The organism is Clostridium sp. BJN0013 (genome assembly GCF_040939125.1).
Classification (GTDB): Bacteria; Bacillota; Clostridia; order Clostridiales; family Clostridiaceae; genus Clostridium_B.
Window position 1 is genome coordinate 3,983,182 of sequence record NZ_CP162495.1, and the last position, 15,639, is coordinate 3,998,820.

Here is a 15,639-nt window from a genome sequence, read left to right on the forward strand (position 1 = left end):
TACACCTCATAATCTCTAAAATTTAGAGTTATTATAATAAAAAATTTTTACACAAATATGAACGGAATGTAATAATTTCTTAAACCCTTTTTAAAGTAAATGCAAATATAATACCACCAGATTCCTTATTTTCAACCCATATATCTTCTCCTAGTTGTGTTAGTATACTCCTTACAATGGAAAGTCCAAGTCCTGTACTTACTTTTGAAGTTCTTGACTTATCCGATTTATAAAATCTATCCCATATATGTTTTAATTCTGATTCTGGTATTCCTTCCCCATCATTGTAGACAGATATAAATGCCTTATCCCCCTTAATTTTAGTTGAAACTTTTATATTTCCACCCTTATTTACATACTTAACAGCATTATCTATTAAATTTGTAACCACTTGATTTATTCTATCTCTATCCGCAGCTACATAAAGTTTATCATTTTCCATAACTACATCTACATTTAATCTTTTTTCGTTTATTTTAGTTTGAAATTTTATAATACACAATCTTATAATTTCATTTATATCTAACTCCTCTATTCTAAGCTTGAATTGCCCTGCCTCAATGGCAGATAAATCCAAAAGATCATTTACAAGTCTTGTAAGCCTTTGTATTTCAGAGTAAGTAACCGACAAATAATAGTTTTGTTTTTCACGTGGGATAACACCATCAATTATCCCCCCTATGAAACCTTTTATAGAAGTTAAGGGAGATCTTATTTCATGAGATACATTGGATATAAATTGTCTTCTATTTTTTTCTACCTGTTCCAGTGAATCTGCCATACTATTAAAAGACTTAGCTAGTTCTCCAATTTCATCATTTGAATTTATACATACTCTTTTTTCCACTTCTCCTTTTGATATTTTATCTGCTACATAATTAATTTTCTTAAGTGGATATATTATTATCCTTTGAGAAAAATAATAGATTACAACACAACATATTATAATAGCTAAGATAGCAGATATCCATATAATTTCATATACTCTCTTTAAGGGTTCTCTTAACTCACTTATAGAAGTATGCATAAGTATAGCACCTTTAAAAACTCCATTTGAAAAAATAGGTATTTCAAAGGTATGTACTGGATCCACAAATATATCTGAATCAATTTCTTTTTTATCTACAGTCTTATTTTCTCTAAGCTCCTCTAAATCTTTAGTAACTATTTGTGTGGGAGTAGCTATTAATTGTTTATGTTCACTTTTTGATACTGAATACACATAACCATAATTATCCACAAGCCATATATCCGCAGACAAATACTTGGCTATGTTATTTAAAGTTTCATTTATCTCATCTGCAGTTAAGTCTCCTGCTAAATATTGAAGTGCTTTATAACTTATAAACTGGGATTCTTTAAGCAGCTGACTTTTTCTCTCTTCAAAATAATAGCTTTCAAACCAGTAAGACAAAAAAGCTGCTGTCATTACAAAACTTACTATAATAATTGCAGTAAATGCAGCTACAAGCTTTGAAAATAATCCCTTTTTCATCTACTTCACCTCAAACTTATATCCTACACCCCAAACTGTTTCTATTTGCCAGTTAGGCCCTCCTTGAAGTTTTTCTCTCAATCTTTTTACATGTACATCTACAGTTCTAGAATCTCCCGGGTAATCATATCCCCACACTTCACATAAAAGCTGTTCTCTAGTAAACACCCTATTTTTATTATTAGCCAAATAGTACAGCAATTCAAACTCTTTGGGAGGCATTTTTATATCATCATTTCTATAGGTAACAGTATATGAATTTATATCAATAGTTAACTGGTCAAATTTTAATACCTCTTTATTTTCAGTATCTACACTATATCTTCTAAGTACTGCTTTGATTCTTGCCAACATTTCTTTAGCTTCAAAGGGTTTTACTATATAATCATCCGCCCCAAGTTCAAGTCCTAAAACTTTATCAAAGGTTTCTCCTTTTGCCGTAAGCATGATTACAGGAGTTTCATAGTCTTTTCTTATCCATTTAAGAACATCTATTCCATCAATGTTAGGAAGCATTATATCCAGAAGTACTAAATCTGGTTTATATTCTAGAAATGTTGTTTCTGCTGACTTTCCATCATTAGCGATTTGTACTTCATAGCCAGCACTCTCTACATACATTTTTATTACTTCACATATATTTTCATCATCATCTACAATTAAAATTTTTCCTATTGAGCCTTCCATTTTATTCCCCTCCTAAAATTGTAAACACATACTTATATTTATCCGAAGGCTGCAATTAGGCTAATACCCTCTTGAAGTCGGAGGATAAGCACTGCTGCGCCCTTTATAAGTTCTTCTAGAGTTCAATTAGAGAAAATTATGAGCAATTCCATCTAAACCTCTAAATTACTTGATACTATAAGTTACATGGTTTTTACCCCTATATATAATTTAAAATCAAATATTACCATATAATTATACTTAAACGATTATTCCTATATTAAATCTATCATATATTTTAGGGTAAATAATAATGTATCTTGAAAAGTTACAAATAAGTTACAAATATTTATCTCATAAGATTTAAATGAAGAAAAACATTCTTTATTGTCAAACTTTACTTAAACCTTAAAATCACTGATATAAAGGCATGTGGGAATAAGCCACATGCCTTTATATCATTAATCTTCAAATAATTTACTTACTGAAATATCTTCATATATTCTTCTTATAGCTTCAGCAAATACTGGAGCTATAGATAGTATTTTGAAGTTATCCAATATCTTGCTCTCTGGCAGATTTATCGTATTTAACATTACTAACTCTTTTATGGCAGAATTCTTTATTCTCTCTATTGCAGGACCAGACAACACAGCATGGGTGCAGCATGCATAAACTTCTTTTGCCCCTCGCTCTATAAGAGCATTAGCCCCATTTGTTATTGTACCTGCTGTATCTATCATATCATCCACTAATATAACAGTTTTATCTTTCACATCTCCAATTATATTCATTATTTCTGACACATTAACTCTTGGTCTTCTTTTATCTATAATAGCTATTGACGCATGTAATTTATCTGCAAATTTTCTAGCTCTAGTTACGCTTCCAAGATCTGGAGAAACTACAACTACATCATCCTTTTCATCAAATCCTTTTTGTATAAAATATTTTGCAAGTATAGGTGCTCCTAAAAGATGATCAAGAGGTATATTAAAATATCCTTGAATTTGGGAAGCATGTAAATCCATTGTAAGTACTCTATCTGCACCAGTAGCTGTTAATATATCCGCCACCAGCTTTGCTGTAATCGGATCTCTCGCTTTAGCTTTTCTATCTTGTCTTGCATAACCATAATAAGGCATTACTGCAGTTATTCTTCCTGCGGATGCCCTCTTAAAGGCATCAATCATAATTAAAAGTTCCATTAGATTATCATTTACAGGATTATTAGTTGATTGAACTATAAATACATCCATTCCTCTTACTGTTTCATTGATATTTACACATATCTCACCATCACTAAAAGTTGTAACTTTAGAATCTCCAACTTTAATACCTAAAATATCCCCTATTTGTTTAGCTAAATCAGGATGAGAATTTCCTGCAAAAATCTTAATATTTTTACCATGGGTTATCATTATGTAAAGCCCTCCTAAAATTTTTATTTCTTTAATCCTTTTTTATACACCCAACTTTTTTTATTCACTTGCCGTGCCCTGGCTATTGCCAGTGCTCCTTCGGGAACTTCATCTGTTATGGTAGAACCTGCAGCTATATAGGTATTGTCATTAATTTTAACTGGAGATACTAAATTTGTATTACATCCTATAAATGAATTATTTCCAATTAAAGTTTTATTCTTACTTTTTCCATCATAGTTTACCACAACAGTTCCACAACCAAAATTGCACTTATCTCCAACCTCAGCATCCCCTATATATGTTAAATGAGATACTTTTGTATTATCTCCTATAGTAGACTTTTTAACTTCTACAAAATCACCTATCTTCACAGATTTTCCTATTGTAGTTTCAGGTCTTATATAAGCAAAAGGCCCTACACTAGTATTTTCCCCTATTGTGCTTTCCAATATTACAGAATTTTCCACTGTAACATTATCCTTTATTATACTGCTTTGTATTCTAGAATTAGGATAAAAAATACAATTTTCGCCTATAACAGTATTACCCTGAAAAACATTTCCAGGATATATTATAGTATCTTTTCCTATTTGAACATCTAAATCTATATAAGTATTATTATGGTCAATTAACGTAACTCCATTTTCCATATGTATTTTATTTATTCTGTTTCTCATAATATTCTCAGCTTCTGCAAGTTGTACTCTTGAATTGACCCCCATAGTTTCCTCAAAAGAGATAGGAAATGCCCCTACTTTTTTTCCTTTTTGCTTTAATATCTCTATAACATCCGTTAAATAATACTCTCCTTGAGCATTATTATTATGTATTTTATTTAAGCTTTCAACTAAACTTTCTATATCAAAACAATATATTCCTGAATTTATTTCTTTAACCTGAAGTTCTTCTTGTAAACAATCCTTATGTTCTACTATCTTAAGTACCTGTTGATTTTCCTCTCTTATAATTCTTCCATATCCATAAGGATTTTGTACTATAGATGTGAGTATGGTAGCTCCATAACCTCCAGCACTATGAAAATCCAGCATGTTTTTTATAGTACCTTCTTTTATTAAAGGTGAATCACCAGTAAATACAGCCACAGTTCCTTTTTTATTTTTCAAAAAATCGCCAGCACAAAGAACCGCATGTCCTGTACCTAATTGTTTGTCTTGAAAAGAATAACTTGTATTTTTAGCTTCCGTAGCTTTTTTTACTCTTTCTGCATTTTTACCAACTACAACATTTATATCTTTTATTTGTGCCTTTTTTACAACATCAATAACTATATTTATCATTTCCTTGCCGCAAATTTTATGAAGTACTTTAGGTTTAGAAGATTTCATCCTTTTACCTTCACCTGCAGCTAGTATTACAGCACAATTATACATCTTAACACCTCTTTAATGGTTATAAATCTTCACTTTTCTACAATATGTCATTAAACATCCCTTAATATTATATTTTATATAAAAATTATTTGCAACCTCATAAAAATAATAAAAAGGAGTAATATTACTCCTTTTTATTATTCCTCTACCTTTTCTTCGGTAACAGTTTCCTCATTTTTTACTTTTTCATACTCACCAAGAATTGCTTTTTGTATCTTCTCTCTTGTTTGAGTATTTATTGGGTGAGCAATATCCTTAAACTCTCCATCAGGAGTTTTCCTACTTGGCATTGCTATAAAAAGACCATTTTGACCTTCTATAACTTTTATATCGTGAACAACGAATTCGTTATCAAAGGTTACTGAAACAATAGCTTTCATCTTACCCTCGGCAGCAATTTTCCTCACTCTGACATCTGTAATTTGCATATAATCCACCTCCAAGATGCTTATGTATATACTATTCTCTATATCTTATATTTTTCCTCCTTATTTTTTAAAAAACTAATAAATTTTTTGAAAATTTTATTAGTTAAACATTTTCAGAAGGAAATAACAGTGCATTACCATTTTCATCAATACCTTTAAAATCTACTATAGATTTATAATCCTGTACTAATTTTTTAGGGGTTTCCACGTTATCTATTAAAAATCCTATACCTAAGAGTTCACTTTCAAATTCTTTCAATAAATTTATTATACCCATGGCAGTTCCTCCTGCCCTCATGAAATCATCAATAAAAATACATTTACTTCCCTTCTTTAACGCCTTTTTAGACAAGGACATAGTTTGAATTCTTCCTGTAGATCCTGAAACATAATTTATAGTTAAAGTAGATCCTTCGGTAAACTTTTGCTCTCTCCTTACTACTACAAGTTGGACCCCCATTATTCTGGCCACCTCATAAGCTAAAGGAATCCCTTTAGTTTCAACAGTAACTACATAATCAATATTTCTCTCTATAAAAATAGATGCTAAGATCACTCCTGCAGTATGTATTATAACAGGATTAAACATTATATCTGTCATATATAAAAAATTACCTGGTATTATTCTTTCTCTATTTTTCAAAATAATACATAATTTTTCAGCAAATTCTCTTCTCTTTTCATTAGATATTCCACAGACATACTTTATACCCCCTGAGGCTCCAGATATGGTATCTATTCTTCCCATTTGGAATTTATTTAAAGTATCTTTTACTACTAATATATCTTCACTTACTGTAGACTTAGCTGTATTAAACATAAGAGTAAAATTATTCAGACTCATTACTTTATTAGGATTTTCCAGCAAAATTTTAGTTATTGCCGCTATTCTATGGTTTCTACTGAATTTTTGCATCTTATCACCTATCTATAAATTTTACGAATAATATCTTAAGATTTTATTCTATTATTCATATTGTATTCCAAAAATCATTATTAATCAACTCTTATTTAGTTGTAATACTAATACAAATACACAAAAATTGATTCCATCTCAACTTTCACTAAAGACGTTCATTTATAAGTGATTCTTAAGTTCAGAATGTTTTTATTTTAAAAAGTACAATTTTTTGTGTTTTTTAACTAAGTTTTGTATATAATTAGTAAATAGGTTAAGTTAATTATAAGGAGTGATTTAATTGTCATTTGATTTTATAAAAAATAAAAAAGTTCATTTTATAGGCATAGGCGGAATAAGCATGAGTGCACTGGCTGAAATTCTACTGGAAAAAGGCTTTAAAGTCTCCGGTTCAGATGTGAAATCTTCTGAAACCACAGAAAGATTAAAATCAAAAGGAGCCAAAGTGTATATAGGACAGATAAGCCAAAATATAACCCCTGATATAGATCTTGTAGTGTACACTGCTGCAATTTCAAAAAACAATGAAGAACTATTAAAAGCTAAAAATTTAAATATTCCCCTTATGGATAGAGCTGAATTCTTAGGTGAAATAATGAAAGGACATAAATACAATGTAGCAGTATCTGGTACTCACGGTAAAACTACCACTACTTCCATGTTATCCTCCATAACACTTGAAGCCAATCTGGATCCTACTATACTTGTTGGTGGAAATTTAGATATAATAGATGGAAATGTCAGAATTGGACATAGTCCTTACTTTATTACAGAAGCTTGTGAATATAAAGAATCTTTTCTTAAATTCTTTCCATTTATAGGTATAATTTTAAATATTGATGCAGATCATCTAGATTACTACAAGGATATAGAAGAAATACAAAATGCATTTATAAAATTTGCCAAATTAATTCCTAGAGAAGGATATTTGGTATGCTGTGCTGATGACAGAAGAATGAAAAAAATCATATCAAATGTAAATTGTAACATAATGAGTTACGGTATAGAAAGTGGAGATATTACTGCTAAAAATATATGCTTTGATAGAGAGGGACGTGCTTTCTTTGAAGTATATAAATCTGATAAAAAATTATTTTCTCTAAATTTAAGTGTTCCAGGCAAACATAATATATTAAATGCTTTAGCAAGTATATCTGTTTCTTTGATTTTAAATATATCAGTTGATAATATAAGAGATGGGCTAAAAAACTTTAAAGGTACACATAGAAGATTTGAAATTAAAGGTAAAAAAGAAGGTATAGTAGTTATAGATGATTATGCACATCATCCTACAGAGATCAAAGCAACTTTAAATGCTGTAGAAAATTATCCTCATAAAAGAATAATTTGTGTATTTCAGCCCCATACCTTTTCAAGAACTATAAGCCTATTTGAAGAATTCACCGCTGCTTTTGATAATGTAGATGAACTAATATTAGCAGATATATTTCCTGCAAGAGAAAAAGATACAGGTGAAATAAGTTCATCTATGCTATGTGAGCAAATTATAAAAAGAGGAGTTAAATGTAGGAACATAAAAGACTTCACTTCCATAGTCCAGTATTTAAATGATATTTTAACAGAAGGGGATGTACTTTTAACATTAGGTGCAGGAGATGTTTTTCAAGTTGGTGAATTATATTTAAATCAATAACTCCATCAAAAAATTTATAATTAGGTGTAAAACATCTCTTATAGGGTAATACTATATTTGATATCCTATTGGAGGTGTTAATATGAAAAATTTTTTAATATCTGCCGCTGTAGATATTTTCTTGATTTTAATATCTTATTTCTTATTTGTAAAAATAATCAATGGCCCTACAAGACATAAATTATATAAAAAATTTTTTAGTTCTTTTGCTAAATTTGTAATCTATATATTTATTATAAGTACACTTATAACTGGTATAACTGCCTTCATATTATATAGAACTTCTTACATAGCTTATATAAATATAATATCCCCAGCTTTAGTATCTATATTAGTGGGATTCTTAATGTCAACAGTACCCACAAGAGGTGAGGGAGATAATGAGAATTTACCTGTAAAATAATATTTTCTTATACAAATGGATATTTATTTTAGATTTCATATCTAGTATCTATATTTCACTAAGAAATAGCTAAGAACTAAAGTGATGACACATTTTAGTTCTTAGCTACCTTTTTATTTATTCCAAGGCTACCCTTTTGATAATCTTCTGCTTCTTTAAAGTAGGAGATAAGTATTATCATAACCTGAATAAGTTCTTATGAGGTTCAGATGGAAAAAAGTATTCCTTATCGGCAAAATTCACCTAAACCTAAAAATCAATTAATATAAAATTACATTACTGAAAATTTTGAAATTATACGCTATTCTGTAACTATCTAAATATGTTATAATTGTAGAATAAAAAACTTGAAAAGGGGTTGTTAAAATTATGAAAGACAAGTATAGGGATCTATTTAAGTCAATTGTAAAATCCCACTATGACGGAAACTTTGAAGAGAAAATAGAAGAAATTCTATCGCAAAATAAGCTTGATAAAGAAGAATTTTGTAAAATCATATCTTCACTATGTGGTACTAACATAACTTACAGCTCAAATTTCATGGAAGAATTAAAGAAAGCAATAAAATCTTATAATAAAAATGAAAAAATAATAAATAAGATTACCAACTGCTCTCAAGAGTGTAAAAATAGCGGTGAAACTCCATGTGAAAAATCTTGTCCTTTTGATGCTATATTTATTCACAAGGGAAAAAATTCTCCATCTATAGATAAAGACAAATGTACTGATTGTGGTTTTTGTGTAGATGCCTGTCCTAGTGGTTCTATAATGGATACTGTTCAATTTCTGCCACTTGCTAATATCCTAAAAGGTAATTCTCCTGTAATAGCCATAGTAGCTCCTGCTATAACAGGTCAATTCGGAGACAATGTTACAATGGACCAACTAAGAGCATCTTTTAAAAGAATAGGCTTTACCGATATGATTGAAGTGGCATTTTTTGCAGATATGTTAACTTTAAAAGAAGCAGTAGAGTTTGACAGCCATGTAAAAGACAAAAGTGATCTTGTAATAACCTCTTGCTGCTGTCCTATGTGGGTAGGTATGTTGAAACGAAAATACAATGATTTAGTAAAACATGTATCTCCTTCCGTATCGCCAATGACTGCCGGGGGAAGAGTCCTAAAAAAATTGAATCCCGAATGTAAAGTAGTTTTTATAGGTCCTTGTATAGCAAAAAAAGCAGAAGCAAAAGAAAAAGATATAATTGGCGATATAGACTTTGTACTTACTTTTTCAGAAACAAAGGATATCTTTGATGCACTTAATATAGATCCTTCTAAGATCAAAGGTGATGCTTCACCTGAATACGCTTCTAAAGGGGGAAGATTATATGCTCGTACCGGTGGTGTATCCATTGCTGTAGGAGAAGCTGTAGAAAAGATGTTTCCTGAAAAGCAAAAATTATTTAAGCCAATCCAAGCAAATGGCATAAAGGAGTGTAAAGACTTACTTAACAAAGCTGAAAAAGGAGAAATATCAGCTAATTTTATTGAAGGAATGGGATGTATTGGAGGGTGTGTAGGTGGCCCTAAAGTGCTTATACCTAAAGAAAAAGGAAAAACTAAAATAGATGCTTTTGCCGAAAATTCTGAAATTAAAGTTTCCATAGATAGTAAATGCATGGATAAAATACTGGAACTTTTAGATATTAATTCTTTAGAGGATTTTAAAAACGTTGAAAAAATTGAACTATTAGAAAGACACTTTTAAAATATAATAATTATAAAGCCCTACTTATCACCTTATTATATTAATTTTGTTATATATAAATTATTTTACTATTACATTTATAAAATTTTAGTATTTATGTTATCTTATTTCGATGTTATACTTAGATATGAGGTGATCATAATGCTCAAAAACACTAAAGGGGTTATTTTTGATATGGATGGAACCCTTGTAGATTCTATGTGGCTATGGGAAAGTATTGATAAAAAAATTTTAAATAAAAGGAACATACCAATGCCCGAAAATTTAAAAGAGGCTATACAAACTATGAATTTTTACGAAGTTGCTAAATACTTCAAAACCAGATTTAATCTACCGGAAAGCGTAGAGGAAATTCAAAATGAATGTTATGAAACATGTGTTTATGAATACTCTACAAATATACCATTAAAGCATGGTGCCAAAGAGTTTTTGCTTCTATTAAAACAAAAAAACATTAAAATAGGCCTAGCTACAAGTAATTATAGGGAGTTAACAGAAATAAGCCTTAAGAAGAATAAGGTATATGATCTTTTTGATGCTATAACCACGGTATCTGAAGTCAAAAGAGGTAAAAGTTTTCCTGATATATTTCTTTTAACTGCTAAAAAATTAAATTTATCTCCTAAAGATTGTATAGTATTTGAAGATATCTTGCCTGCAGTTAAAGGTGCCAAAGCTGCTGGTATGGCTGTAGTAGGAGTATATGATTTCTATTCAGATTATCAATGGGATGATATAATAAAACATGCAGATATGTATATATTTAAATACAAAGATTTAACAGAAGATAGTGTGAAATTTTCATCTTTAAGTGAGCTATTGAATATAATGTAATGTTATAGAAATAATTAAATGGAGAAATTAAAAATGCTTACTTTTTTATTTTTACTATTGATAATAGGTAATGCGGTTATTTTATATCGTTTTTCAGACAAAGTTTCGTCACAACGCAGACAAATAATTTCTTTAAAATATGAAAATGATTCTTTAAAATCAAAATTATCAAAAGAATTTCCAAGGAGAATAGATGTTAATTATATTACTCCTCAAAACTTAAGTGGAATAGTTACTATAAAAACTAGCCTCTATTTAGCTCCTACTTTAAAATCTAGTATAGTAAACATTTTAGAAGAAAATACTCTACTAAAAATTGAAGATGCCGCTAAAATTCAAAACCAACTTTGGTATGAAATATCCCTAAATGGAATTAATAGATCATCTAGAATAAATTCTAAAGGATGGGTAAAATCTAATTATATAAAAATAACTTGACTAAACTCCAGCATTGTATAAGCTGGAGTTTATATATATTTGATTATTCCATCTATATATTCTGGAACAATTTTTATTATATCTTTCCTGCAGCAGTATTCTAAATCATCACATAATTTTAACTTTTTTATTCTTTTATAATGAGATGCTTTTTTTATAAATGTTATAATATCTGGATTCTGTTCATAAATATATAATGCAGTCTTAGATATATCTGTAAGATTAGCTTTTATCTTTTTTATTATACAATTTATTATGTATCCACTGCATATAAAATCATCTATAGAAAATTGTCCATAGGTACCTGCATTAACTATTACCACATCATTATTTAAATTTATACTTCTACTTGCTACCTCATCTGCATTTATAAGAGCACCTATCAATATATTTTTAGCCATTATACTTCCCTTTATAGCTCTAGTTCCATTACTTGTGGTAATTACTAGTATCTTATTTTCTACAACCTGTCTACTATATTCCAAGGGAGAATTAGAACAATGAAATCCTTCTATTTTTAAAGCTTTCCTCTCTCCTCCCATTATATATTTTTGTTTATTTTTATTGTATATTTCCAAAGCCTCTTCTATTGTTAATACTGGTATTACTTCCTTGCATCCATTATTAATAGCAGTAATTATTACAGATGTTGCTCTAAGCATATCTACTATTATTACAGATTTATGCAAAATCTTTTCTTCCTTTATATCATCTGCTGATATTATTATATCTATTTTCAATTGAACATCAGCCTTTCCTAAAAATGGTTTTATATACTAACTACAATATATTCCCTGATATATATTTTTATCTTTCATGGCTTTATCAATTTCATTTAAGATTTCCCACTTTTTTAAGCTCCACTTAGGTTCTATAAGTAAATCCTTGGGAGCATCTCCTGTTAATCTGTGGATTACAATGTCAGGACGAATATTTGATAAAGCCATGCATATTATATCTACATATTCCTGCTGAGTCATAAATTTCAGTCTACCTTCATTATATAATTTAATCATAGGAGTATGTTTCATTAAATGAAGTAGATGAAATTTTAATCCTTGTATATCTTGTCCTGAAATATATTTTACTGTATTTATCATATCATTTTGATTTTCTCCCGGCAAACCCATTATCACATGCGTTACTACATCAATATTCCTCTTCCTAAGGTTATATACAGCCTTTTCAAAGGTATATAGGCTATACCCTCTATTTATCTTTTTAGCAGTATACTCATTAGAAGTTTGAAGGCCAAGTTCTACCCAAATATAAATTTTTTTATTAAACTCATGTAACAGTTCTAAAACATCAGCCTCAAGGCAATCAGGCCTGGTGGCTATTGCCATACCCACCACTCCTTCCTGCCTTATAGCTTCTTCATATTTTTTCCTAAGAATTTCTACAGGAGCATACGTATTTGTATAGGCTTGAAAATATACTATATATTTTCCCTGTTTCCACTTTTTATTCATCATTTTTCTTATATTATAAAATTGATCCGTTATAGAAAGATTCCTATCTCCTGCAAAATCTCCTGCTCCTCTTTCACTACAAAAAATACATCCTCCCCTACTTATTTTACCGTCCCTGTTAGGACAGGAAAATCCCCCATCTAAAGATATTTTAAATACTTTACATCCAAATTTTTTTCTTAAATAATAATTTAAATTATAATATGCTTTATCTCCCCATTGCATTATAAGTTTTCATCCTTCCAATGACTATAGATACTAGGATTATTATATCACATTTTAACTACCTTAAAATCCTTTAAGTTCAGTCTCCATTTTCCAATTATGTCAGGAAGGGATTCACTATTATTAGCTTTAGATATAACATCAAAATTCAATATATCTGTATCAAAAGAAGAAAAAACTATATCTACCTTATTAACGGGAAATTTATCTTCAAATTTAAAATTTATTATATCTCCAGAATCCATTTTATACATTCTTATGCAGTGGCCTATACTATCATTTGTATATTGAGCTACAATAAATTTTTCATCAGGAGAAAATGTTAAAAATTCTACTCTAGCATTTTTTAGCATATCTAGATTTATTATATTTTTCCCTACAATTTTTTGATTATATTCATCTATTTGATCTTGTTGTGCATTTTCACTTTCACTATTTCCCTGGCCATTTGAAGAACCAGAACTGTCAGATTGTACTTCCATGCTTTCATCTATTTTTACTACCCCTATATATGAATTCTTATCATAAGTAACTAAGGCTAGATAATCACCATCGTAAGAAAAATCAAGTATTCCAAAATTACTTCTTGGCACAGATATCTTATTCATATTTGCTTCGTCGTCTTTAGAAAATACATACTGAGGCATATTATTTATACCTATTATTACATTTACATTTATATTATCTTTACTCCTCATTTTTATTCTATTTCTTTCAACAAAAGCTTCTCTATCTAAAATACTATTAATTTCACCAATTTTATAATCACTACCTTCTTTTATAACTTTTACTGAATATTCATCCAAAGTTGAAAAAGGCTTACTTAAATCAGATCTTACAATTTTTACTTTAAAAACTCCAGATCTACCAACTTCACTATTATCATTTAAGCTATAACCCATAATATTCAAATTTTGATTTCCATTTGATACAGGAGTTTTTAAAAGTTCCTTAGAATATAGCTTTTTTATATTTTCAATATCATTTTTCATAAGATATTTCATATAGGTATCTACGGTATTAGCTGCAGCTTTCATATCGAAATTTTCATTTATATCGATAGCATTTGGCTTTTTATTTAAATTACATCCAAACAGTATACCTGAAAAAAAAATCATAACAAATATAATTTTAAATATATATCTCTTCTTCATAAATTTTCCACTAGTTAATTTTAATCTATAGTAGAAATTTCACCCCCTTTATTAAAAATAATAATTCATTTTACAAATCTTATTTTTCCCTTAAATAAAATTTTAATTTATAACTCATTATTTTTATTTAACATTTATATACTTAATATTGAGATAGCTTTATCCGAACGCGGCAATTAGCTAATACTCCCATCTTCTTCAAAGTGGGAGATAAGCACGGATAACGTGCCTGGATAAGTTCTTCTAAGGTTCAGATAGAGAAAAGCATTTTTCATAAGCAAACTCCACCTGAACCTTAGAATCACTTGATTAATTGTATTTTATGGGGAGGGATATTTTTGAAAGAAAAAATAATTTTAATTTTTCAGTTATCTACAGTTTTTATAGGAACTGTAGTTGGAGCAGGCTTAGCATCCGGACAAGAAATTAGCCAATTTTTTACACAGTATGGTTATAAGAGCTTTATAGGTATATTAGCCTGTTCTATTATTTACATAATAATGTCTATCATAATAATAAACATAAGTATAAAATACAAATTAAACTCTTATGATGGTCTTATAAAGTTGGTCAGTCCTGGATTTTTAGGTATGGCTACTAATTTTTTGACTACCTTTTTTTTAATTGGAAGTTCAGCAATAATATTAGCTGGAAGCGGTGCTTTAATACATCAATACTTCAACCTTCCTAGATGGGTAGGTATGCTATTGATGTTAATTATATCTACAATTGTACTATCTAGAAATATTAAGGGTCTTATAGAAATAAATTCAATCATAGTACCTTCCCTTATATTAGTTATACTCACTTTATTTATACTATATCTAGCTTTTTATAAGAATATAAACATTTCCTACTTAAAAAGTATACCTCATTATAAAAATAATTGGTTTTTTTCTGCACTAATATATGCAGGATTTAACATATTATGCTATAGTGGGGTGTTAATACCCCTAACCCTTTCCATAAATAAAAAGAAAAGTCTTATAGCTGGTTCCATTATAGGCTCTTTAGGTCTTACTATATTGACTCTTATTATAAATTTTTTATTGATTTTAAACATACCCTATATTTTTAAATATGAAATTCCACTACTTTATATAGCCAATCGTTTTGGAAAAGCACTTCAGATAATGATACTCCTTATAATCTGGCTCGAAATGTTTTCTACCGAAGTGTCTAATATATATAGTGTAGGAAAAAATTTTCAAGAAATATTTAATATATCTTATAAAAAATCGATATTTATAATAATTCTTATTACAATTCCCGTATCTCAAATTGGTTTTGTAAATCTTATTTCTTTTCTATATCCAGCTTTTGGAGTAGTTAGTCTTATATTTATAATACAATGTATAATTTTTTACCTTAAAAATTAAATTTACAATAAATTCAGTAGTAATATTTCATTTAAACACTATTA

At 28.9% G+C, this 15,639-nt stretch carries 15 protein-coding genes; 6 read left to right on the forward strand and 9 right to left on the reverse strand.

Annotated elements, in window-relative coordinates; translation table 11 throughout:
- Window positions 1-79 precede the first annotated feature (79 nt).
- The 6 genes from AB3K27_RS20645 to purR form a co-directional block, all read right to left on the reverse strand.
- Complete coding sequence (locus tag AB3K27_RS20645; protein ID WP_368489149.1) at window positions 80-1,495, reverse strand: ATP-binding protein; 1,416 nt, start codon at window positions 1,493-1,495, stop codon at window positions 80-82.
- Window positions 1,496-2,182: a response regulator gene (locus AB3K27_RS20650; RefSeq protein ID WP_368489150.1), complete on the reverse strand. Its 687-nt coding sequence runs from the start codon at window positions 2,180-2,182 to the stop codon at window positions 1,496-1,498. It lies immediately after the preceding gene.
- A gap of 440 nt (window positions 2,183-2,622) precedes the next feature.
- A complete protein-coding gene (locus AB3K27_RS20655) occupies window positions 2,623-3,582 on the reverse strand; it encodes a ribose-phosphate diphosphokinase (RefSeq protein ID WP_368489151.1) in 960 nt (319 codons plus the stop codon).
- 23 nt (window positions 3,583-3,605) lie between these two features.
- Window positions 3,606-4,976, reverse strand: a complete 1,371-nt coding sequence (gene glmU, locus AB3K27_RS20660; RefSeq protein ID WP_368489152.1) for a bifunctional UDP-N-acetylglucosamine diphosphorylase/glucosamine-1-phosphate N-acetyltransferase GlmU — start codon at window positions 4,974-4,976, stop codon at window positions 3,606-3,608.
- Window positions 4,977-5,113: 137 nt separating this feature from the next.
- The gene (gene spoVG / locus AB3K27_RS20665; RefSeq protein WP_011988741.1) at window positions 5,114-5,404 is read right to left on the reverse strand and encodes a septation regulator SpoVG; all 291 of its coding nucleotides are present in this window, start codon (window positions 5,402-5,404) and stop codon (window positions 5,114-5,116) included.
- 103 nt (window positions 5,405-5,507) lie between these two features.
- Window positions 5,508-6,320, reverse strand: coding sequence for a pur operon repressor (gene purR, locus AB3K27_RS20670; RefSeq protein WP_368489153.1), 813 nt, complete (start codon window positions 6,318-6,320; stop codon window positions 5,508-5,510).
- 283 nt (window positions 6,321-6,603) lie between these two features.
- Here purR and murC point away from each other — a divergent pair, with 283 nt between their 5' ends.
- From murC to AB3K27_RS20695, 5 genes are all read left to right on the forward strand, one after another.
- Complete coding sequence (gene murC / locus AB3K27_RS20675) at window positions 6,604-7,977, forward strand: UDP-N-acetylmuramate--L-alanine ligase (RefSeq protein ID WP_368489154.1); 1,374 nt, start codon at window positions 6,604-6,606, stop codon at window positions 7,975-7,977.
- A gap of 82 nt (window positions 7,978-8,059) precedes the next feature.
- Complete coding sequence (locus AB3K27_RS20680) at window positions 8,060-8,380, forward strand: hypothetical protein (protein WP_368489155.1); 321 nt, start codon at window positions 8,060-8,062, stop codon at window positions 8,378-8,380.
- Between the two features lie 369 nt (window positions 8,381-8,749).
- On the forward strand, window positions 8,750-10,093 hold the full coding sequence (locus AB3K27_RS20685; RefSeq protein WP_368489156.1) for a [Fe-Fe] hydrogenase large subunit C-terminal domain-containing protein: 1,344 nt from the start codon (window positions 8,750-8,752) through the stop codon (window positions 10,091-10,093).
- 141 nt (window positions 10,094-10,234) lie between these two features.
- Complete coding sequence (locus tag AB3K27_RS20690; protein ID WP_368489157.1) at window positions 10,235-10,927, forward strand: HAD family hydrolase; 693 nt, start codon at window positions 10,235-10,237, stop codon at window positions 10,925-10,927.
- A gap of 33 nt (window positions 10,928-10,960) precedes the next feature.
- Entirely contained in the window at window positions 10,961-11,365 is a 405-nt protein-coding gene (locus AB3K27_RS20695; RefSeq protein WP_368489158.1) for a hypothetical protein, read from the forward strand.
- Window positions 11,366-11,394: 29 nt separating this feature from the next.
- On the opposite strand, the gene AB3K27_RS20700 is transcribed toward AB3K27_RS20695, so the two are convergent.
- From AB3K27_RS20700 to AB3K27_RS20710, 3 genes are read right to left on the reverse strand one after another with little or no spacing between them, the layout of a single operon-like run.
- Window positions 11,395-12,105 carry a 2-phosphosulfolactate phosphatase family protein gene (locus AB3K27_RS20700; RefSeq protein ID WP_368489159.1) on the reverse strand — a complete coding sequence of 237 codons (711 nt, stop codon included), beginning with the start codon at window positions 12,103-12,105 and terminating at the stop codon, window positions 11,395-11,397.
- A gap of 36 nt (window positions 12,106-12,141) precedes the next feature.
- Window positions 12,142-13,062 carry a TIGR01212 family radical SAM protein gene (locus tag AB3K27_RS20705; protein WP_368489160.1) on the reverse strand — a complete coding sequence of 307 codons (921 nt, stop codon included), beginning with the start codon at window positions 13,060-13,062 and terminating at the stop codon, window positions 12,142-12,144.
- 47 nt (window positions 13,063-13,109) lie between these two features.
- On the reverse strand, window positions 13,110-14,216 hold the full coding sequence (locus AB3K27_RS20710) for a hypothetical protein (protein WP_368489161.1): 1,107 nt from the start codon (window positions 14,214-14,216) through the stop codon (window positions 13,110-13,112).
- 338 nt (window positions 14,217-14,554) lie between these two features.
- On the opposite strand from AB3K27_RS20710, the gene AB3K27_RS20715 reads away from it, so the two are divergent.
- On the forward strand, window positions 14,555-15,595 hold the full coding sequence (locus tag AB3K27_RS20715; protein WP_368489162.1) for a transporter: 1,041 nt from the start codon (window positions 14,555-14,557) through the stop codon (window positions 15,593-15,595).
- Window positions 15,596-15,639 lie beyond the last annotated feature (44 nt).

Coding starts and splice junctions, on each gene's coding strand:
- AB3K27_RS20645 (WP_368489149.1), bottom strand. CDS start 1,495: ATGAAAAAGGGATTATTTTCAAAGCTTGTAGCTGCATTTACTGCAATT.
- AB3K27_RS20650 (WP_368489150.1), bottom strand. CDS start 2,182: ATGGAAGGCTCAATAGGAAAAATTTTAATTGTAGATGATGATGAAAAT.
- AB3K27_RS20655 (WP_368489151.1), bottom strand. CDS start 3,582: ATGATAACCCATGGTAAAAATATTAAGATTTTTGCAGGAAATTCTCAT.
- glmU (WP_368489152.1), bottom strand. CDS start 4,976: ATGTATAATTGTGCTGTAATACTAGCTGCAGGTGAAGGTAAAAGGATG.
- spoVG (WP_011988741.1), bottom strand. CDS start 5,404: ATGCAAATTACAGATGTCAGAGTGAGGAAAATTGCTGCCGAGGGTAAG.
- purR (WP_368489153.1), bottom strand. CDS start 6,320: ATGCAAAAATTCAGTAGAAACCATAGAATAGCGGCAATAACTAAAATT.
- AB3K27_RS20680 (WP_368489155.1), top strand. CDS start 8,060: ATGAAAAATTTTTTAATATCTGCCGCTGTAGATATTTTCTTGATTTTA.
- AB3K27_RS20685 (WP_368489156.1), top strand. CDS start 8,750: ATGAAAGACAAGTATAGGGATCTATTTAAGTCAATTGTAAAATCCCAC.
- AB3K27_RS20690 (WP_368489157.1), top strand. CDS start 10,235: ATGCTCAAAAACACTAAAGGGGTTATTTTTGATATGGATGGAACCCTT.
- AB3K27_RS20695 (WP_368489158.1), top strand. CDS start 10,961: ATGCTTACTTTTTTATTTTTACTATTGATAATAGGTAATGCGGTTATT.
- AB3K27_RS20705 (WP_368489160.1), bottom strand. CDS start 13,062: ATGCAATGGGGAGATAAAGCATATTATAATTTAAATTATTATTTAAGA.
- AB3K27_RS20710 (WP_368489161.1), bottom strand. CDS start 14,216: ATGAAGAAGAGATATATATTTAAAATTATATTTGTTATGATTTTTTTT.